Raw genomic sequence first — 20,624 nt, forward strand, 5'->3', positions numbered from 1 at the left:
ATGACCAAGAGTCGACTCGCAACAACGCTGGGCTGTTTCGCGCTGCTGTGCCTAGTGGTGGCCGCCGCAATGGCCTGGTACGTCACCCGCACACCGGCCTCGCCCTTTGCAGCCCAGGCCAGTGCCGCACCGCCAGACCCGGCCCTGGTGCAACGCGGCGAGTACGTGGCGCGGCTGGGCGACTGCGTGGCCTGCCACAGCCTGCCAGAGGCGGCGCCGTTTACCGGCGGGCTGAAGATGGCCACCCCGCTGGGCGCGATCTACGCCACCAACATCACGGCCGACCGCGCCACCGGCATCGGCGCCTACAGCCTGGCCGACTTCGACCGCGCCGTGCGCCATGGGGTGACCCCGGACGGTCGCCGGCTGTACCCGGCCATGCCCTACCCCTCGTACGCCAAGCTCAGTGACGACGATATCCGCGCGCTGTATGCCTTCTTCATGCACGGGGTGAGCCCGGCGGCGCAGGCCAACAAGCCCAGCGAAATCCCCTGGCCACTGAACCTGCGCTGGCCGATTGCGCTGTGGAACGGCCTGTTCACCGACCCCGCGCCCTACCCGGCCAAGCCGGACCAGGACGCGCAGTGGAACCGCGGCGCCTACATCGTGCAGGGGCCGGGCCACTGCGGCAGTTGCCATACGCCGCGCGGCCTGGCCTTCAACGAGAAGGGCCTGAACGAGGCCAGCAAGACGTACCTGGCCGGCGGGCTGCTGGATGGCTGGTATGCGCCGAGCCTGCGCAACGACCCCAACACCGGGCTTGGGCGCTGGAACGAGGCGGATATCGTCAGCTTCCTCAAGCACGGGCGCAACCGGCACGCGGTGGTGTACGGCTCGATGACCGAGGCGTTCAACAACTCCACGCAGTTCATGAGCGACGAAGACCTGGGCGCGATCGCGCACTACCTCAAGTCGCTGCCCGGCGACCCCAGCCGCGACGGGCCGGCATGGCAGTACCAGGCGAGCGAGCTGTCGGCCGCATCCACGGCCCCCGGCGCGCATACCTACGTGAGCCGCTGCGCGACCTGCCATGGCCTGGACGGGCGCGGCCAGGCCGAGTGGATGCCACCCCTGGCCGGCGCCACCTCGGCACTGGCCGGGGAGGACGCATCGGCCATCAACATCACCCTGAACGGCTCGCAGCGCATCGTCGCCGCGGGCGTGCCGGACGCCTACCGCATGCCGGCATTTCGCGAACAGCTGTCGGACCGGGAAATTGCCGAGGTGCTGAGTTTTGTGCGCAGCACCTGGGGCAATCATGGTGGCGCGGTAGAGGCCAAGGCGGTGGGCAAGCTGCGCGAGCACACCGGGCCGGCCAGCAGCAACCCGATCATCTTGCAGATGCGTTGAGCATCACCACCAGGAAGCCCCCATGCCATTGCAACGCCTGTCGAGGACACCCCATGGAAAGCATTGACCTGCTGGTGCTGCGAACTGCCCGGGAGTGGCTTGCCGGCGGCGAGCGCTGCCTGCTGGCCACCGTGGTGCGCACCTGGGGCTCGTCGCCGCGACCGGTGGGCTCGATGATGGTGCTCAGGCAGGACGGGCGCGCGGTGGGCAGTGTGTCGGGCGGGTGCATCGAGGACGACCTGATTGACCGGTACAGCAGCCTCCATGGCGGGCCGGGGATACCCGGCGGCGCGCCACAGGTGGTGCGCTACGGCGTGAGTGCGGACGAGGCGCACCGGTTCGGCCTGCCATGTGGCGGCGCCCTGGAACTGGTGCTGGAGTTCGCACCCTGCGCGCAGGCGCTGGGCCGTTTGCTGGCGCTGCTCGATGAGGGAGTACTGATGCGCCGCGAGCTTGACCTGGCCTCGGGCGAGGTGACGGTGCAGGCCGACCAGCCCCATGCACCGTTCAGCTTCGATGGGCAGCGCATGAGCAACCCGCTGGGGCCGGCTTACCGGATGCTGCTGATCGGCGCCGGTGTGCTGGCCGAGTACGTGGCGGTGATGGCGCTGTTCAACGGGTTCAAGGTGTCGGTGTGTGATCCGCGGCCCGAGCACATGGACGTGTGGACGGTCGCCGGAGTAGAGAAGCTGATGGGCATGCCGGACGACGTGGTGCGCGCGTTTGCGGTGGATGTTCGCACCTGCGTGATTGCCCTGAGCCATGACCCCAGGCTGGATGACCTGGCGCTGATCGAAGCGCTGCGCGGGCCGGCGATGTACATCGGGGCGATTGGCTCGCGGCGCAACAGCGAGAGCCGCCGCCAGCGCTTGATCGGGCATTTTGGCCAGACGCCGGAATCGCTGCGGCGCCTGCATGGGCCCATCGGGCTCTACATCGCCAGCAAGACCCCAGGGGAGATTGCGGTGAGCGTGATGGCCGAGGTGCTGGCGGTGAAGAACGGCGTGCCCCTGCCCGGCGCTGTCGGCGCGGGGCCGACCCAGCCCCAGGTGGAGCACCCGCCACTGACTCAGGCATCGTGTTGTGCGCACCCAGGGTGACTGCATCGCCCTGGTGCTAGCTGCAGGCCGTGCCAGGCGCTTTGGCAGCGACAAACGCCTGGCACGGCTGGCGTCGGGGCAAACGCTGCTGGCAGCCACGCTGGCACGGGCATTGGAGGCGTTCGACGACGTCCGGGTGGTACTCAGGCCCGGGGACGATCCCGCGAACCTGGCAATTGACGGGCGGGTACGGGTCCTGTGGGCCGAGCAGGCCGACCAGGGCATGGGCAGCAGCCTGGCAGCCGGGGTGCGTGCGCTGGAACAGTCACCGGCCCCGGCCGTGGCGGTGTTGCTGGGCGATATGCCCTGGGTGCAGGGGCAGACGCTCAAGCAGTTGAAGGCCCTGTGCAACGCCCGGCAGATCGTGCTGCCGCTGCATCACGGGGTGCGTGGGCATCCGGTGATCTTCGGTCGACAGTTCTGGCCGGCCCTGGCATGCCTGCAGGGCGATCAGGGCGGCAAGGACATCGTGCGCGGCGCGCACGACGCCTGCGTCCAGGTGCCGGTGGAAGATGCGGGCGTCCTCAGGGATGTGGATCAGCTGCGGGACATCCCGGCTGGCTCGAGGTGAGCGACGCCACCCGCACGCAACTGCCGCTGCACGCTGGCGCCTTGCTCAAAGCGCCGCATAGACAAGGGCTGACAGCCGGCCGGGGCGCGGATCGATCATGCTGTGGCCGCCCGAGGTCGTGGTGACGAAACCAAAACTCACGCGCCGCTCGGGGTCGGCAAAGCTGATCGGGCCGCCAAGCCCGATGTGGCCGAAGGTGTCCGGGCCCATGGCGTGGGTAGCCGCCGGGTCGACCTGCTGCTCCAGCATGCAGCCCAGCCCGTAGCGCATCGGCCGCATCCATACCCGATCCATGCCATGACTGTGCTCTCGGGTGAATTCGTCGAGCAGTTCAGGGCCGATGAAGTGGCCCGCCAGCAGCGCACTGTAGAAACCGGCCAGGCCGTGAGCAGTGGCATGGCCACACACCCCGGGTTGCCGATAGGCCCACCAGCGCGGGTCACTGGTGCGCCGGGGCACCATGCCGGGGTTGGTGAAGGCGAATGTGGCGATATGCGAGGGCTCGCTCTTCACCACCGTGCGCAGCGCTTGCGAGTAGGGGTCGCCAACGCGCCCGGAGGCACTGTCGAAGCGAGCGATACGGTGAAACTGCGTCTCGTCCACGCCAAGGTGCACGTCCAGGCCGTGGGGGTCCAGCATCTGTTCATGGATGAAGGCGCAGGGGTCGCGCCCGTCCACCCGACGAATCAGCTCGCCCAGAATCCAGCCAAAGGTGGTGGTGCCGTAGCCCAGGTCGGTGCCCGGTTCCCACCACAGCGGCTCGTCTTCCAGCACCCGCACCATGTGCTCCCAGTCATACATCATCGGGTTATGGTCGGGGCCTCGCAGCGCCGGCAGGCCGGCGGTGTGGTTCATCACCTGACGCACACTGACCCTGGCCTTGCCGTTGCGGGCGAACTCGGGCCAGTAGCGGGCCACCGGCGCATCCAGTTCCAGCCGGCCCGCCTCGACCAGCATCAGGATGGCCACTGCCACATAGGGTTTTACAACACAGAAGGTGTTGGCCAGCGTGTCGTGCGTCCAGGGCCTGCCGCCCTCCTGGTCCGCCACACCGGCCCACAGGTCGACGACCCGCTCCCCGTCCACCTGCACACAGAGCCCGGCACCCCGCTCCTGCGGATCATCGAACATCGCTTCGAAGGCCTGCCGGACCGCCTCGAAGGGCTGGGCACATATCCCTTGCGCTTTCATGCCTCGTCTTCCTCGTCGTTGAAGTGTTGCCCTGTAACCGAGCGACGTTGCTGCGTAGCAGACCTGCCAGGCGACAATGATTGTCTCGGCGCCTGACAGACCCGAACGCATTACTGTTGGCTCGTGAACCTGACTACCGACTGCGCCCCCTGGGGCGCCCCCTCAAACACACAGGTTGATGGAACGTTCATCCACGCGAGCGCGTGTGCGTGTGTGCCAGGGAATAACGGTTCGCGCGTTTATAGGTGCCGAAGTCATTGAACCGAACACCGGCCTCGGCCATGACTTGATGCGCATAAGGCGCGGTCATCTGGCGCAGGTAGAACGGGTCCCTGACAACGAAGTGGTGAATACTGTGGGTGCTGCCGAAGTTGAAGCAGAACAATTGAAACGGCCATAGCCACCAGGCGTTCATGACCTGAGTTTGCTGCAGCGCATTGCGCGGTGCCACATCACCGTAATAGTGCATGTTCGAACTGATGAAAAACAGGCAGAACTGCCGGATCAGGTTGGGCGCGACCAGAATCACGACCACACTGTTGACCACGTCCATCACCGCCAGTGTGGTCGCGGAACTGTGCACCTCGTGCCCGCTGACCGCGCCAAGCCAGGCATACAGGTGGTAGCCGAGAAACACATACCAGCAACCCCAGTACAACAGCCCGAAGGGTGTATTGAGCCGGACGATCTTGACCAGCAAGCGGACTTTCTCCCGCCAGCCTGGGGCAAATACCGCATTGAGAAAACCGAAGATGAACCCGTCCACCAGTTTCAACAACCGCAGTACACCCCAGGGGCTGCCACTGGTGGTGATCCAGGCTTCCACATCCGTCTCGGTGCCTGACTCTTTATGGTGATGAAAGTGCAAACTTCGCCTTAACCAGGGGCTGGGCATTCCCGGCCGAGCCAACCAGCATAAAAACATCATGGCATTGTGCGCCAGCGGCTGTTTTCTGAAATAAAGACGATGAATCAGATCGTGTTCTATTTCATGAATGAACGAGGTCAGCAGCGCGTTGATCAGAATGCAGCCCCAGGCAGGAATGGACCCCTGCAGGTAGAGCCCCCCACTCACCACCATGCCGATCAGCGACACCGCCATGACACCTGCGCCCAGCGCATTCTGATGTTGCAGGATCGGATAGCGCTGGCGCAGGTAATTACCATGTTCGGTAATACGCCGGGTAACATGATCAATCTTTTGCTGATCGGTAGTGGGGCGTTCAAGTTCCATTTCTGCCTCCAAGACTTTCATACCTCATCCTCTGTTTGTGTCGGACAATCCCCCGCCAGGTTAAACCGGCCGCGTCAATTGTTCGGGCTATACAACGGGTAGGTGAATGCATGCGCGCATTATATAAACGCAAATCGACTGTTTGCGTGAAGCTTGTTAAGATCCTTTCAAGCTTCAAAATGATAAGGCAAGTAAAAGTCTTTGCAACTGTGTATTTTGGGTGGGTTCAGCGTGACAGTTACGTGTAAGGATTTTTAATTTAGTTACAGGTTGTACAGTTATAAAACGACGCCGTACAAGTATTGCCAAGGAGGCACCATGAGATTGCATCGCATCAGATATTGCCGGCTCGCCTCACCGAAACCCGATGCCAGCGTACCCAGCCCAGCCAGCCCCGATGCCTTCGACGCGGTGTTTTACGATGCCCCTGCAGACACGGCCACCCACCGCGCAGGCTTTGAAAAGCTGCTGCGTTACCTGCAGTGCGGGGATACCGTGATCGTGGACAGCATGGCCTCGCTTTCGGCCAATACCGAGCAGTTGTGCAACTTCATTCGCCGCTTGATCGAAAAACAGGTCACGCTCAAGTTTGTGGATGAAAACCTGACATTCCGAGATGACGGCCGTGAAGTTGCGGGCCCCATCGTCGCGGCCATGGAGTTGCTTGCAGAGTTCGAGCGCGCGGCACTGCGCGAAAAACAGGCCGCCGGTATTGCAACTGCAAGAAATCGGGGTTCCTACCGAGGTCGAAAGAAGAAACTGTCCGACAATCAGGTTGTAAGTTTAATTGAGCGCGCCCGCGCGGGAGAAAGTAAATCCCGGCTGGCGCGTGATTTCGATATCAGTCGCCAGACGTTATATCGGTATTTGAAATCGACCTAGGGCTCTTCAGAAGAAGAGCCCTAGGTACTAGTTGTTCCAGGCCGGCTGGACTACCCTCACTGCTTGACTAGGTCGCTCGGCTTCCAGCTCTGGTCGAAGAACGCCTGTTTGGGCCCATACAACCGCACGATCACCAGAAAGCCCTTGTCTGGCAGGGTCTTGATCCAGTTCTTGCCCTCGCCCGGCGAGGTGGGGCCGAAGTAGATGTCGGTGGAGCCGTCGCTGTTGGGCGTCGGCTTGTCCATCTGGTTGAGCGACGGGAACGGCTGGCCGTTGTCCAGGCCCGATGCCGTGAGGTTGTCGTAGGCGGTAACCGACCAGAACAAGGCCGCCGGCACATTCGCCGGCAGGTTGAGCTTGTAGGTGTGGGCACCGTCGAGGAACTTGCCCTCGGCATCGCGGGTGGTGGCCGGGTATTTGGCACCGGCGCCGACCAGGTTCATCACCATGCCCGGGCTGTCCGAATAGGCCGAGGTGAAGAACGCCACGCGCTGCTCCAGGTTGGTGAAGGTGCCACTGGCCTGGAACTCGGTGTTCTCCCCGGCAAAGGTGTTCACGAACTGGCGATCCTTGTAGTACAGGCCGCCAGGCTCTTTGGGCAGCAGGTGGCTGGTGACCACCTTGCTCATCTTGAACGCGGTGCGCGCCGCTTCATCGAGCAATTTGCGCCGTTCGGCATCCGGGGCGAAGGGCTTGCCCTTCTCGATGCCCAGGGTGTGCAGGAACCCGCGCATGTCCATGTCGGCCGGGTCCACCGCTTCGGCGTCGATGAAGCGCGACAGCATGTCGAAGTAGCGACCGTCCTCGGGGAACAGCATGTTGATCGGTGCGCCGGTGGCATCGGGAAACTGCATCGCCAGTGCCGAGTCCTTCTTGCCCAGCGGATAGATCCTGGTGCGCTCGACCTCGGCCACCGGCACGCTGAGGTCGTTGGGGTCCTTGAAGAAGGTGCGCCAGAACAGGAACACGTTGTTGGTGCGCGAGCGATAGACGTAACCCTCGGTCGGCTCCGGGCCATTGTAGCCCGGCGGCAACAGCACGTAGGTGCCACCCTTGCCCTTGTCAGGGCCGGCCAGGCCCACGTCGCCGCGCCAGGTCTTGCCGTCGATGGTCGGGCCGACGATGGGGCGCTGGAAGAAGTCGTCGAACATGCCCTGCACCCCAGGCGGGGCTTCGACCACCAGCGGGCCGTACTTGGCCAGGTCCAGGTAGCTCATGGCGTAGACCAGGTCGGAGTTGGGCGTGGTCACCAGTGTCTTGGCGTTGATGCGTTTCTTCCAGGTGGGCAGGATGTTGTAGCCGGCGCCGAAGTGCTTCTCGGAGGCCTCCTTCATCGACCAGATGTTGATCGCCGGCAACGCCCACAGGTACGACTGCACGGCGCGCTGGAACACCAGCTCGTCGATGAGGCTGCGTGCGGTTGCTTCGGTCGGGAAGCCCTTTTCGAAGGGCTGGTTGGCCAGTTCTTCGTAACGGGTGGCGGCATTGGCCACGCTGCTCAGGGAAATGGCTACGGCCAGGGCCGTCACGGTGCTGCTCAAACGGTTCATGAGGTGTCCTCGTGGCGCGATGGGGTAATCCGTTCAGTTGACCTTGACCACTGCCGGCGGCGTCCACTGGCCGTTCATCGCCGCCGCCTGTGGCCAGTAGGCCCGCACGTAGAGCGAGAAGTCGGCCCCCTTGGGCGCGGGCAGCCAGTTGCTTTCCTTGTCCGCGCCGGGCGAATCGCTTTGTACGTAGAGCGTCAGCGAGCCATCGGGGTTGGTCTTGAGCGACGTGTTCTTGGTACCCAGGGAGTAGCGCCCCAAGGGGTTTTCGGCGAAGAAGTGCTGCTGGTTGTACAGCGTCAACGACCAGAACCCCTTGACCGGCGGCAGCGCGCCCTTGGGGAAGGTCACGCTGTAGCGCTGGCCGCCGTTGAGCCGGGTGCCGGAGGCATCCAGGTCTTGGTAGAAGTACTTGGTCTCGATCTGCTTGTTGACGAAGATGTTCGAACGGGCCACCGCGGTGCGCAGGAAATAATCGGTGCCGAACGCCGCGCCGTTGCTGATGGTGCTCCAGTGGTGGGGCAACTGCTGGCCGTAGTTGCGAAACTGCAGCAACGGCTTGACCACCTCGCTGTCAGCCTTCTGCGCCTCGTCGATCATGGCTTTCTTCAGCTCGGGATCGCGCTGGGCGATCTGCGCCAGCACCGTCAGTTGCGCATAGCGCGCCTCTTCGCCGGGCAGCGGCCTGGCATCCTTGAGAATCGCCGGCAGCTCGTCGAAGAAGGTTTCCGGGAACACCCAGCGGGTTTCCTCTTCACCCGCCGCCTCGGCCGGGAATTTCGGCGACTGGCTCCAGTCACGCTGCTTGGGCTTGCCGTCGTACTTGGACAAGGGGTACATGTCGATGCCCGACAGATAGTGCTGGATGGCCTTGCGATCGTCGTCGGTATCGTCCTGGAACACCCGTGGAATCACGAACCCGGTGTTGGTGCTGGCGCGGAACACCTGGGTGATGCCCTGCGGCACCTTGCCGTTCCAGTCCGGGCCCACCAGCAGGTAGAAGCCGGGCTTGGTGCCGTACATCTTGCCCAGCTCGGCGAAGCTGTCGGAGCGCAGGTCCACCATCTGGTACACCCAGAAACGGTCACCGAAGTCCGGTACCTGGATCACCACGGGTTCGATGTCCAGGGCGATGCTGCCTGCGCCATACACCACATCCTGGTTGGGGCAGGCCACGAGCCGTTCCCCGGGCGAGATGTAGTCGGTGAGCATCGACAGGTGGTTGATCGGCGCCACAGGCACGATGCCGCCCATCAACCCCGCCTCGGGCAGGTCCTTGAACTTCTGCCGGCGGTTGAAGATGTTGGCCATGGGCCAACCCCAGAAGTACGCCTCCCTGGCCATCATCCGCACGTAGGTTTCCGTGACCTTCACATCCGCTTCGGGCCCGGAAACCTGCACTACCGGCTGGGTATGTGCCTGGGCCGCTGCGCTACCGAACAGTACCGCGGTAGCGAGCAATCCACTGAAAAACAGGGGTGTCTTGTTCATCGGGTGCTTCCTTGCCTGTATGCCTGGGGGTGGGGTGACAAAAGGTGGTGGTTAGAAACCTAGCAGAGGACGCGGCATCGGCCAGAACGCCGCTATTTATTGCGACACACCTTGACACATCATTTGGTAACGATTCTCATATGTATTATATTTATCACTACCACTGGAACCCTTCATGTCGCGCCCTACCCCGCCGCATTGCTCCGGCCTGCCCCGCAATCTGTTGGCCATGGCCATCTGCATGGCCACCCTGACCCCCGCCCTGGCCGATGACAGCTCTGCGACACCGCAGCCAGCCAAGGCTGCGACCCTGGAGCTGGGCGCCACCGAAATCGTCAACACTCAACTGGGCAGCACCACCGAAGGCACCCAGTCATACACCACCGGCGCCATGTCGACGGCGACCAAGCTGCCGCTGACCCTGCGCGAAACGCCCCAGGCCGTTACCGTGATTACCCGCCAGCGCATGGACGACCAGGCCATGACCAGCATCAACGACGTGGTCAAGGCCACCCCGGGGCTGTTCCTCGACTTCTCCAGCGGCCCTGGCCGGCAGACGTATTCGGCGCGCGGTTTCGATATCGACAACCTGATGTACGACGGCATCCCCAGTGGCTACCAGGGCTGGACCGTGGGCGCCCAGCCGAACCTGGCGATGTTCGACCGGGTGGAGGTGGTGCGCGGCGCCACCGGGCTGGTGACCGGTGCGGGCAACCCTTCGGCTGCCATCAACCTGGTGCGCAAGCGCCCGCTGGCCGAACAGAAGGTCACCCTCACCGGTGCGGCCGGCAGCTGGGACGACTACCGCGGCGAGGTCGATGCCTCCAGCCCGCTCAACGACAGCGGCACCCTGCGCGGTCGGGTGGTGACGTCCTACCGCGACAGCAACAGCTTCGTCGATGGCGTGGACGAGACCCACGGCCTGTTCTACGCCATCACCGAGGCGGACCTGAGCGACGCCACCACCCTGACCCTCGGCTTCTCCAACCAGAAGGACAAGACCAACTACTTCTGGGGCGCCTCGATGATCGGCCTGGACGGCCATCACCTGAACCTGCCGCGCTCGTACAACCCAGGTACCCCCTGGGAGAACAAGGACCAGGAGATCAACACCGTCTTTGCCGAGGTACGCCAGCGCCTGGCCAACGACTGGAAGCTGCAGGTCAACGCCAACTATTCCGAGCAGAACGCGCTGTTCTCCGGCTCGTACCAGTCGCGCTGGGTCAACAACACGCTGGCACGCACCGTGTACCAGTCGGCCCACGATGAAAACCAGGCCGGCGTGGATGCCTTTGTCAGCGGGCCCTTCGAGGCGCTGGGGCGCACCCATGAACTGGTGGTGGGTGCCAGCAAGCGCATCTACGACATGACCACCCACAACTATGCCCCCTACGACCCCAACTGGCCGATCAATGCCGGCAAGCCGAACTTCACCCACACCGGCAACAGCCGCGAAGTGACCACCCAGGATGGCGTGTACCTGACCACCCGCCTGAGCCTGGCCGACCCGCTCAAGCTGATCCTGGGCGGGCGCCTGGACTGGTATGACTACGACAACCGCGATGGCGACGGCGACTACAAGGTCACCCGCAACGTCACCCGCTATGCCGGGCTGGTCTACGACCTGGACGAGCATCACTCGGTCTACGTCAGCTACAGCGACATCTTCACCCCGCAGAGCAGCAAGGGCACCTCCGGCACCCCGGTCAAGCCGATCGTGGGCAAGAACTACGAGGTGGGCATCAAGGGCGAGTACTTCGAGGGTGCGCTCAACGCCAGCCTGGCGCTGTTTCGCATCGACCAGGAAAACCGCGCGGTGCAGGTGTTCGTGCCGAACTGCCCGCAGACCGAATGCTACGAGGCCTCGGGCGAGATCCGCAGCCAGGGTATCGACTTCGAGCTGCAGGGTGCGCTGACCGAGAACTGGCAGGTGGGCGGTGGCTACACCTATGCCCGCGTGCACACCCTCAAGGACGCCGCCAACCCGCAGAACGTCAACCAGCGCTTTGACACCGACACGCCCGAGCACCTGTTCAAGCTGACCACCACCTACCGCTTCCAGGGCCCGCTGGAGAAACTGCGCGTGGGTGGCAACGTGTCGTGGCAGAGCCGCCTGTACAACGACGTGGCGCTGGCCAACGGTGGCAGCTATCGCCTGGAACAGGGTGGCTACGCCGTCACCGATCTGATGGCCGGCTACCGGCTGACCCGCAACCTGGACCTGCAGCTGAACGCCAACAACGTGTTCGACCGCAAGTACTACTCGTCCATCTCCAACTCGACCAGCTACGGCGGCGACACCTACGGCACACCGCGCAACATGATGCTCACGGCCAAGTACAGTTTCTGATGTGAAGTGGCGCAGGGATGCGCCGTGTCGTGACCCGCACCAACGCCACCCGGGCTGACGCGCCGGAGCGCTTCGCCCTGACAGACCGCCGGGGTAGGATGGCGCATGAACAGAACAATGCGTATCTACATTACCGGCGCCTCCTGTGCCGGCGTGACCACCCTGGGTCACAACCTGGCCTGCTCGCTGAACCTGCGGCATGTCGATGTCGATGACTTCTACTGGCTGCCCACCAACCCGCCCTTCACTACCAAGCGACCACCCGCCGAACGCGTCTGCCTGATCGAACAGGCACTCGGTGATCAGGGCTGGGTACTGACCGGCTCGTTCGATGGCTGGGGTGATGCGCTGATCGCGCATGTCGACCTGATCGTGTTCGTGATCACGCCGACACCTGTTCGCCTGAAACGACTGGCAGCACGAGAACAGCAGCGCTTTGGCAATCGCATCGCGCCCGGTGGTGACATGCATGCCATTCACCTGGCCTTTCGCGAATGGGCTTCCCAGTATGACGACCCGGCGTTTTCCAGCCGAAGCCGTGTGCGGCACGAGGCGTGGCTTTCAAGGCAGACAGCGCCCGTCCTGCGAGTCGACGGTGAGCGCAGCGCTGAAGACATGCTGGCGAACACCCTGCGCGCCGTGGCGCGAGGCCCGCACACCACTGGCCATCGAGGCCTGGCGGATAACCGGTAGGCGTTCGGCCAGTAAGGCCATACGGCTTGTCCGGGGGGTATGCTCCAGCGACAGGCGCTGCCCCGTGTGTTGCCACGGCAATCACACTCCCCGGTTTTGCGTGCGCCAAGACATCAAGCTCGAAGATGCGCTGGTCTACCTGTCGATCATGATCCAGTGTGTTGATTTTGCTATTAGATAAATTTACAACTCTATCGTGCACTGGCTAGAATCAAGTAAACTTTAAAAAACCATGCCCTGGGCGAGCTCATGAAAAGTATCAACATTGCATATATCCTGTTCGGCTCCGTGCTTTCTTTAAAAGTGATGGCGAGCGGGCTAGACGTCGAGCACACACTAATTGAGCATCGCTGGTACACTTTCGAAGACGTGATAGAAAAGAGAAAAATATACAACAGGGTGGATATTTCGCGAGGGTACATCGAATACTATTTCGAGGGTGATGAATATAAACCCAAGCAGCCAGAAGAGAAATTGACGCCCCGTCAAAAATTCTATTCCAACCATGGCAGCGTTGGAACCTACGCGGCTGCTGATTATGAGACCGCGCTAGACAAGGAGTGCATAGATGTTGTCTCCGGTTCTTTAGGATCATTTATAGGGGACTATGAAAATTCCAAAAGACCTGATAGACAAAAATACAAGCGTACCGTTGTTGGCATAAAATCCTTAATGTACAAAGGCCCTGAGTATAACTTCAAGAGCCCTTCATCCTGGTCGCCTGCAGCGTTGCCCAAGAACAACAAAAGTCTGCTTTGTGAAATTTATGAAGTCAAGAGCAAAGAAAGTGATGTGAAATACATTGTTTATGCTGCTTCAGTGGCAACCGCTATGTTTGACGAAATACATACGGCCCCATTGCCAGGTAACAAGGTCGAGTAATTAAAGGTCTTCGCACTCATGCTGCGGCGCCCACTGCTGCGGCATTGGCCGAATGCGGCCCTTCGTGAATGGCTGCTATGGGTCGATTGCTGCCACACGTAGACTGAACAGATGTCAACCCTGACCCTATTCGCCGTCATCGAACCGCTGGGGTAAGCTTCGCGTCAGAGGCTTTACCCACCAAGGAGAATAAACGGCGATGGGCTTGTTCAGTCGATTGTTCGGCGATCGCTTCACACAACCCCCACCCGATGAACCAAGGTTGAGCGATGCCGCGATTATGCGTGAGCTTTATCCATTCGGTGCGCAACTGAAAACGTTCACCCAGGCCCTGTTGGCGCGGCTGCCTGAAAAGGAACGTGCGCGTCTCGTGAGAAGGGTGTCGCGCTATTACAACCTAGGTGAAGACCCGGCCACCGCGTTGGTCAGTGGTCTTTTGGACGCTGATAAAGGCCAGTTACTCAATAATCTGGTTCTAATGGCCGTGGACGTGCACGGCTTCGATGATTTCAAGTACCTGGCAACGAAACTGATTGAAGCCAGCGGCATTGACCAGATTTATGCCTACAAGCTGGAAGAGACGCCATCACTGATGCAAGTGCTGATCGATTTCGATCAATGGCTGACCGGGTTCGGGAAGCGCTTTCTGCATGTGGATACAGGCGGCGCCGATTATGTGGGTTGCATCATTGAGCAAGATTGCGTCGAAAACCTGATCTCGCTGGCTAAGCAGGCGGGCATCGACGCACGGCTCGATCCCTTTTGAGACACGTTGGCTGACCGCTATCGGCCAATAGCGGCCGTTCTGGAATGGCAGGAAACGACCGATAACTGCCTTCGATACGCGACTTTCGCCCACCAGCGGCTCGATTGTAAGAATATGGCGGAGAGCTGCAAAACCGCCTACGCTTATAGAATGATTCCTCGAACGCCTTGCCCATCTGGTGGTATAGAGCCGAGAGATCTGACTTCCTTTGACCGTCCGCTTAACACCCACCCGGACCAACCCGCGCCTATCGCCAGCAACTGCCCCCTGAGTCCGGTCCACACGACCAGCAGTACGGCGCAACGGGTAAAAGCCAGACCCAGTCCCCCCACCTGCCGTTCAAAAGCGACCGATGCCGCAGCACCTCTGGAAACGGGGGCGCTGTTCACGTTCTGCCATGAGGTCAATCCGTATGTATCGGCCGAGCACGATTCCTTACCAGCAGCATCGAGGGTTCAGCCGAACCTTCACTCAGGGGCATTTGAGCCTTGGATTATTCTTTCCCATGGAGGCGTTCGACGGGGACACTCCGAGCATGCTCAACCAGGTCACACTGGCTAAACAAGCCGAGGCGCTGGGCTTCTGCGCGCTCTGGTTTCGCGACGTGCCGCTTCGCGACCCTGGCTTCGGCGATGTCGGCCAAGTCTTCGACCCCTGGGTTTACCTGGGTTATATGGCCGCCCATACCTCGGAGATTGCACTTGGCACCGCCTCCATCGCCATCCCGCTGCACCATCCCCTGCACACGGCCAAGGCGTCTGCCAGCGTAGATCAGTTGAGCACTGGTCGCTTGATTCTGGGGGTTGCTTCGGGAGATCGGCCAGTGGAGTTTTCGGCATTTGGCGTCGATCCCGAAAGGCGTGGAGAGATCTTTCGAGAACACTACGAAGTGATTCGCCGCGCCCACAGCACCAGTTTTGAGCCCATCCACTGGAGCACTGGTGAAATGCAAGGCGCAGACCTGATTCCGAAACCGACCACCCAATTCATTCCAATGCTCGTGACCGGCAACAGTCGCCAGTCACTGGATTGGATCGCGCGTGAGAGCAACGGATGGATCAACTATCCACGCATTCCGAACATGCAGCGGCTGGTCGTGGAAGATTGGCGACTGGAGGTCACGAAACAATGTGGTTCTGTGTATAAGCCCTTTACTCAGTCGCTGTACATCGATCTCGATGAGAATCCGTCAACGCCACCCACACGTATCCATTTGGGGTTCAGACTTGGACGTTACCATCTACGTTTTTTGCTGGAGTCGCTTGAGGAAATCGGCGTGGACCACGTCATTCTCAATCTCAAATACGGCAAGCGCCCTGCGGTGGAAGTTATTGAGGAATTGGGTACGCACATCGTTGCGCAGTTCGGAGTGCAGCCGCGTCAGGCAGCTCATTGAACATCGGTCACTGCTACGCCGACGAATGCTCACTTGACGAAACCATAAGGTGTCACGGCGCGGATGACCTCCGGTTCTATATCAATGATGGAGATCTTCGCGCCATGAGCGACCGGTGCCCGGCAAACAATCTACCCTACCCAGCCTAAACCCGTGATGAGCACGTTGCCTTGCAGATTCTGTGCGGCTTCCACGCCGTCCCTGGACACGATTTGCGCGCGTATCCTTTCACTTATACCGAGCGCGCAAGCATGGCATGAATCCTGGACACGGCACTTTAGCCATGACATTTATCTTCAATACAAGTGTTTTGATTGATCACCGCCCGGAACAGCAGCAGGCCCAGGCTATCCTGATTTTCACAAAATACATCGTGGGCCTCCCAGTACTGACTGGAGCTTCCTATTGGGTTTGCTTAGCTGGGTAGCTTGGCCGCAAGGACGTCAACCTTCTCGATTGATGGCGGTTCGGCAAATAGCTCGGCAGCGTTTGCCATAAGCGCCGCCGCGACCTTGCCCGAAAGATGAGCCTGCCGGCCCGCTTCATCCGGGAATGCGTCAAAGATGCCAAAGGTGGACGGCCCCAAGCGGATTCCAAACCAGGCTGTAGTGGCTGGCTCCTCCTCCACTAACCGAAGGCCACCCAAAAGAAAGCTCTCTACATCCTTTTCTTTCCCGGGTTTTGCTTTTAGGCGAACGAACAACGCTACTTTGACCATGATGTGGCTCTTGTTGTTACGATGCGGCTGGCGCTATCAGATCGCGATAGCTAAGAGGGGCATCCGAGACTCTTAACTATGGTCGACGATACCAGGATTACAAACCCAAATAGACCAAGGGTAGCGGCGAGTAGCGCACGAGCAGTGAGAACGACGTAGTGGGCAGCATGTAACCGCAAGTCAGCCACTTGCTCACTTGGTCCCACCCTCTGGTCTGATAATGATGATTCAACGATATCTGAAATTTAGAAAAACATAAGAGATCATGGTTGCTGTCAGGCCGACCAATATGTACTCGACGCGGGGTAAAAACACGACTAACCCGCCCAAAGAAAACACTATCAACGTGTTTTGTAGGATGTATTTCCTTATTCTACTCACGGCTATGAAATAGCCATATTGCTTACCTAGGAAAAACAAGGCCATGCCGGTGATCGACATAATCTGGAAATCGCGTATCGCAATGTCGTTCAGGATCGCATGCCTAATCAAATTTGCCAGAAGTGCCAGCCCCATAAAAAGAAAAAGGTGCGAGTAGATTAAGGCGTGCCCACTCATCCTGCTTTGATGTTTTTTCAGCAAGTAAAAACTATCAAAATAGATCCACCAGATACTGCAAATCATGATAAATCCGGTGATGGCCGCCATCACATTATAATAACCCCATTGAATGTTAGATAAGCCTCCGGAAAGGCTAATAATTGACTCCCCCAATAAGATTAGGGTGAGTAGGCCTATGCGCTCAACCAAGTGCTCTGTGTGTGCTGGCAACGGTTTTAGTTTAGTCCAGAAAAATACAGGAAACAGAATATCAAGAACAATCCCAATATAAGCAACAAGGTAACGCAAGGGCGGGTCAAAAATAACGGATGAAAGGCTAATAACTGCGCTAACTAATAGGGCGAAGCCAAGCCTTGAGGAAAGTTCGCCGCGAGAATCGAGTTTACTAATGGATGAAATATACATAACACTGATGATTGCACGTATACCAAAATAGCAGACAATAATGAGCGGGTAGTTCACTTCCAAGTCTTCCCCGATCCGTGCCGATAGCACAATGAGCAGGAGCATTATGAATAATGTTGCCAAACGGTGAAGATTGCTGTCTGTATCGAACCTGTTGGAATAAATCGTGTGACTGGACCAGATCCACCACAACGGCACAAAAAGCAGTAAGAATGTCCATAATTGTTTATGTTCAAAGTGCCTATCATGAACATGTCCGAGAGTGTGCGTAACTTGACCTATCGTAACAACGAAAGTCAGGTCAAAAAACAACTCCAACCATGTGGCGTGTCGATTTTCTTCATAATACTTCAAAGATTTCATTAGTTGCCGGCTCCGTGCCCACCTCTTTAATGTAAAAGGAAGCTAACGTTGGTTTTTCCCCGGCTCCGATGTGGGTGATGCCAAGCCGATTTGGCTCTCTAGCGATTTCGTCCACGCACTAACAAAAGCTCAATCATCTGACTCATCCCGATGAACTCTGGAACTCCGTCATACCGAAGCCCGTCAATGTAAAACGCTGGGGTGCCATTCACGCCGCTGCGTACACCGCCATTGAAATCGGCTTGTATTTTGGGAATGTAAGTATCCTCTTGCATTGCAAGATCGAATTCCTCCCTGGAAAGGCCGTGTTTGAGAACGATGGCGCGATACAGCGGCAGGCCCAATCGATCCTGATTTTCGTACAATCCGTCGTGGGCCTCCCAGAAGAATCCTCGACTCCCGGCATACTCAGCGGTGACCGCTGCACCCAATGCATGGGGGTGAGCGGTGGTCAGAGGGAAGTTACGGAACACAAACAGCAAGTCATCGCGAAAATGCTGTTGCAGATTCTTGACCATCCAATAAGCTTCACCGCAATAGGGACATTCATAGTCGCCAAATTCGACCAAGGTGACCTTGGCATGCGCACTTCCCTGGCGATGGTCGTTGGCACTTACCGGGACTTTGAGAGTGGCCATCTAATCACCTGTTAATTTTTGGTTGGCGTGCTTTGTGGCGAATTCGCCAAAGCATCCAGCGCATCCAGAATACCGTCCGCACCAGGGTTGATTGCCATCGGGGAGACGTAGCTCCAGGCAACCACCCCGTCCTTGTCAATCACGAACAGCGCACGCTTACAAACCCCGAGCTGGGACTCGTACGCTCCATACTGTCGTGCCACAGCCCCTTTGGGCTCGAAATCGGCCAGCAGGCTGAAGTGAAAATTCCGATCTTTGGCAAAGGCCTGATGACACCAGGCGCTGTCAACCGAGATACCCAGTAGCGCCGCACCGTATTCTCTGAATGTGGGTAGCAACTGGTTGTACAAAGTCAGTTGGTCACCACACACCGAAGTCCAGTCAGCGGGATAAAACGCCAATATCACGGGATTTCCCTTTAGCTCACGCAGCGACAACTGTTGATCAGGGGTTGCGTGAAGAGTGAAGTCGGGCGCGACAGTGCCGGCCGGCAGCGGCCCCTGAACCAGGTCGCCATTGGTTTTTTGTGCATCATCGAACTCTAAAGTATTCATAGCTTGAACCTTGATAGATGGGTGGTTGGGACGTGCTCAGTGGGATGCGACGTGCCCGGCGGGATAACTCCATCCACCATCAAGGGGTTCAAAAAAAGACAACGCTACCTCGATCTCAGCCTGAGCCTGAGTGATTTCGGCAGCGAAACGTTCACGTTCCGCATCAAGGAACACAAGAAGATCCGCCGTGTAATCGCGGAATTGGATTAGGCCAGGTTGGCAGGGGAATGGTCAGATTCGCTCTGGCTCACCAATGACTATAGTCGTTGATGACGCTTACCGTAGTAGCTGAACGATTTTTCGCTACCCTCCAGTGCCAACAACACTCACGCGCTTATCTTGCTGCCATTTCAGGCGGCGTTTTAACACGATGATTTTGGCAGCTATTTCGCCACTTCAGACAAATTTACATCTGCTTTCTGGACGACAACTGCTGCCCCTTACGACAAGCAGAAATCGACCAGAGGCAGACACTGAAACCGCCTTCAGGTCTACAGAATGAAGGTTGCTATGGGAAATGCTCTGGACAAACGAGTCGTTGTCATTAGTGCCGGCATCGTGGGCGCTTCGCTGGCGTAACACCTGGCTGATAAAGGCGCGAATATCACCTTGGTTGAGGCTGAAGGTATCGCGTCGGGAGTGTTTGGAGATTCACTCGCATGGAGCAACATCCTATACGGATAACGTGACCCCATTGCAGCACTGCGCGGAGCAGCAGTCAAAGATGCGGCTCGCGCAGCGATGGTGCTGTACCTAACGAATAGTCGAGATCGGTCTTCGGGAAGCTGAGCGGTAGACTTTGCGAATATTGTCACTGACCGCTTTTGGCCGTTAGCTGCCCTCCGCCAAGGGCAGCTATTGGGTCGAAAGCTGCCGGTCGCGCCTAACCGCTATCGACCCATAGCTGCCCTTCGGATGGAGCGGCAGCCGACCTACGCTGCTCACTGATCGGCTAAGCATAGATACTGATGTAACTGCTCTCCAAGAACCTCGAACGCCTGAGCGATCCTGTTAATTTTGCGCAGGTCATTGTGCATTGCGATCCACACCTCAACCTCAAAGCCAAAATCGTGTGGTAGCACATGTACCAGTCGGTGCGATTTTGCGATTTGAGTCGGGCAGAGCCCGAAGCCTAAGCCCGCTCTCAGAGCGGCCAGCTGAGCAAGGTGATGATCAGAGGCAATGGCGAAATGCTGGTCGGCATCGCACAGACCAGAGTCGATAAACCGACGCAAATCCGCTGAGCGTCTGTCTGGCCCGATCAGCGGTCGCTGGCGCAGCGACAGCAGGGAGGTTGGGTTACCGTAGCGCTCCAGGCACCCGGCACTGGCATGGATGCCAATCTGCAAACTGCCGACACGCCGCACCGTGATATCCGCTTCATTGGGCCGCATCAGCCGCACCGCAATATCCGATTGCAGCCTGGCGATGTCTTCAAGGGCATCGCTTATGCTCAGCTCAAGTTTGAGTCCGACGTGTTCGTAATGGAAAGGGCGCAGCAGGTCGGGCAAGACTTCGACGCCAAGCAACTCGCCACAGGTCAGCCGGACTGTACCGTGATCCATCGACGCTTCAGAGCTGGCCATGCGGTTGAAGGTTTGCGCGGCCAGATCCATGGCCTCCACATGTTCGATCAGGCGCTGCGCTCCGGCAGTAGGCGTCAGTCCTTGAGGTGTGCGGGTGAACAGACTCACACCGAGAGCGTGTTCAAGACAGTCGAGGCGCCGGCGCGCAGTGGCCTGGGCGATACCCAGCAGCTTCGCCGCGCCGCTCAGGCTACCAGAGCGCAACACGGCGAGAAATACACGCTGGCTTTCCCATTCAATACCGCTCATACATTCTTGGCCAACAGTTGCTCCTAATTTGATCTTCTGCCAGAGCCCGTGAAAAGCGATCATTCGCCCACATTTTTCCGGGCGTCATTGTAAGGAA

Annotated in this window: 18 protein-coding genes and 2 pseudogenes; 10 read left to right on the forward strand and 10 right to left on the reverse strand. The window is 59.3% G+C overall.

The window, feature by feature from the left end; genetic code table 11:
* The 3 genes from MF6396_RS09600 to MF6396_RS09610 are packed head-to-tail and all read left to right on the forward strand — an operon-like array spanning position 1 to position 3,021.
* The gene (locus MF6396_RS09600) at positions 1–1,350 is read left to right on the forward strand and encodes a c-type cytochrome (protein WP_078480180.1); all 1,350 of its coding nucleotides are present in this window, start codon (positions 1–3) and stop codon (positions 1,348–1,350) included.
* Positions 1,351–1,403: 53 nt separating this feature from the next.
* A complete protein-coding gene (locus MF6396_RS09605) occupies positions 1,404–2,450 on the forward strand; it encodes an XdhC family protein (protein ID WP_078480181.1) in 1,047 nt (348 codons plus the stop codon).
* Positions 2,434–3,021: a nucleotidyltransferase family protein gene (locus MF6396_RS09610; RefSeq protein WP_238596427.1), complete on the forward strand. Its 588-nt coding sequence runs from the start codon at positions 2,434–2,436 to the stop codon at positions 3,019–3,021. Before MF6396_RS09605 ends, MF6396_RS09610 begins: the two co-directional genes overlap by 17 nt.
* A 45-nt stretch (positions 3,022–3,066) precedes the next feature.
* Here the strand turns inward: MF6396_RS09610 and MF6396_RS09615 are convergent, their stop codons facing one another.
* Both MF6396_RS09615 and MF6396_RS09620 read right to left on the reverse strand, forming a co-directional pair.
* Positions 3,067–4,212, reverse strand: coding sequence for a serine hydrolase domain-containing protein (locus MF6396_RS09615; RefSeq protein WP_078480182.1), 1,146 nt, complete (start codon positions 4,210–4,212; stop codon positions 3,067–3,069).
* Between the two features lie 187 nt (positions 4,213–4,399).
* Complete coding sequence (locus tag MF6396_RS09620) at positions 4,400–5,467, reverse strand: fatty acid desaturase (protein WP_078480183.1); 1,068 nt, start codon at positions 5,465–5,467, stop codon at positions 4,400–4,402.
* Between the two features lie 297 nt (positions 5,468–5,764).
* Here MF6396_RS09620 and MF6396_RS09625 point away from each other — a divergent pair, with 297 nt between their 5' ends.
* Positions 5,765–6,328 carry a recombinase family protein gene (locus tag MF6396_RS09625; RefSeq protein WP_043862978.1) on the forward strand — a complete coding sequence of 188 codons (564 nt, stop codon included), beginning with the start codon at positions 5,765–5,767 and terminating at the stop codon, positions 6,326–6,328.
* A 56-nt stretch (positions 6,329–6,384) separates the two neighbouring features.
* On the opposite strand, the gene MF6396_RS09630 is transcribed toward MF6396_RS09625, so the two are convergent.
* Entirely contained in the window at positions 6,385–7,878 is a 1,494-nt protein-coding gene (locus MF6396_RS09630) for a DUF1254 domain-containing protein (protein WP_043862979.1), read from the reverse strand.
* Positions 7,879–7,911: 33 nt separating this feature from the next.
* Positions 7,912–9,366 carry a DUF1254 domain-containing protein gene (locus MF6396_RS09635; protein ID WP_078480184.1) on the reverse strand — a complete coding sequence of 485 codons (1,455 nt, stop codon included), beginning with the start codon at positions 9,364–9,366 and terminating at the stop codon, positions 7,912–7,914.
* Positions 9,367–9,541: 175 nt separating this feature from the next.
* Here MF6396_RS09635 and MF6396_RS09640 point away from each other — a divergent pair, with 175 nt between their 5' ends.
* The 5 genes from MF6396_RS09640 to MF6396_RS09660 all read left to right on the forward strand — a co-directional run bounded on the left by MF6396_RS09640 (position 9,542) and on the right by MF6396_RS09660 (position 15,453).
* Positions 9,542–11,716 (forward strand): TonB-dependent siderophore receptor, encoded by a 2,175-nt coding sequence (locus MF6396_RS09640; protein ID WP_078480185.1) that lies wholly within the window; start codon positions 9,542–9,544, stop codon positions 11,714–11,716.
* A gap of 117 nt (positions 11,717–11,833) precedes the next feature.
* A complete protein-coding gene (locus tag MF6396_RS09645; protein ID WP_078480186.1) occupies positions 11,834–12,409 on the forward strand; it encodes an ATP-binding protein in 576 nt (191 codons plus the stop codon).
* A gap of 249 nt (positions 12,410–12,658) precedes the next feature.
* Positions 12,659–13,291 carry a hypothetical protein gene (locus MF6396_RS09650; protein ID WP_078480187.1) on the forward strand — a complete coding sequence of 211 codons (633 nt, stop codon included), beginning with the start codon at positions 12,659–12,661 and terminating at the stop codon, positions 13,289–13,291.
* A 199-nt stretch (positions 13,292–13,490) separates the two neighbouring features.
* Positions 13,491–14,057 (forward strand): DUF6630 family protein, encoded by a 567-nt coding sequence (locus MF6396_RS09655; RefSeq protein ID WP_078480188.1) that lies wholly within the window; start codon positions 13,491–13,493, stop codon positions 14,055–14,057.
* A 412-nt stretch (positions 14,058–14,469) separates the two neighbouring features.
* Positions 14,470–15,453 (forward strand): LLM class oxidoreductase, encoded by a 984-nt coding sequence (locus MF6396_RS09660; RefSeq protein WP_043862986.1) that lies wholly within the window; start codon positions 14,470–14,472, stop codon positions 15,451–15,453.
* 38 nt (positions 15,454–15,491) lie between these two features.
* Here the strand turns inward: MF6396_RS09660 and MF6396_RS29000 are convergent.
* The 5 genes and pseudogenes from MF6396_RS29000 to MF6396_RS09685 form a co-directional block, all read right to left on the reverse strand.
* Positions 15,492–15,674 (reverse strand): annotated as a pseudogene (locus tag MF6396_RS29000) (monovalent cation:proton antiporter-2 (CPA2) family protein); the annotation flags it as partial.
* 194 nt (positions 15,675–15,868) lie between these two features.
* Positions 15,869–16,171 carry a putative quinol monooxygenase gene (locus MF6396_RS09670; protein ID WP_043862987.1) on the reverse strand — a complete coding sequence of 101 codons (303 nt, stop codon included), beginning with the start codon at positions 16,169–16,171 and terminating at the stop codon, positions 15,869–15,871.
* 228 nt (positions 16,172–16,399) lie between these two features.
* Positions 16,400–17,500, reverse strand: coding sequence for a low temperature requirement protein A (locus MF6396_RS09675; RefSeq protein ID WP_078480189.1), 1,101 nt, complete (start codon positions 17,498–17,500; stop codon positions 16,400–16,402).
* Positions 17,501–17,598: 98 nt separating this feature from the next.
* A complete protein-coding gene (locus MF6396_RS09680; protein ID WP_078480190.1) occupies positions 17,599–18,138 on the reverse strand; it encodes a DsbA family protein in 540 nt (179 codons plus the stop codon).
* A gap of 11 nt (positions 18,139–18,149) precedes the next feature.
* On the reverse strand, positions 18,150–18,692 hold the full coding sequence (locus MF6396_RS09685; RefSeq protein ID WP_078480191.1) for a redoxin domain-containing protein: 543 nt from the start codon (positions 18,690–18,692) through the stop codon (positions 18,150–18,152).
* 510 nt (positions 18,693–19,202) lie between these two features.
* Between MF6396_RS09685 and MF6396_RS29005 the strand changes: the two are divergent.
* A pseudogene (locus MF6396_RS29005) lies at positions 19,203–19,373 on the forward strand (FAD-dependent oxidoreductase); the annotation flags it as partial.
* 260 nt (positions 19,374–19,633) lie between these two features.
* Here MF6396_RS29005 and MF6396_RS09690 read toward each other — a convergent pair.
* Positions 19,634–20,590 (reverse strand): LysR family transcriptional regulator, encoded by a 957-nt coding sequence (locus tag MF6396_RS09690; RefSeq protein WP_078480192.1) that lies wholly within the window; start codon positions 20,588–20,590, stop codon positions 19,634–19,636.
* Between the last annotated feature and the right edge of the window lie 34 nt (positions 20,591–20,624).

The organism is Pseudomonas sp. MF6396 (genome assembly GCF_002018915.1).
GTDB lineage: Bacteria > Pseudomonadota > Gammaproteobacteria > Pseudomonadales > Pseudomonadaceae > Aquipseudomonas > Aquipseudomonas palmensis.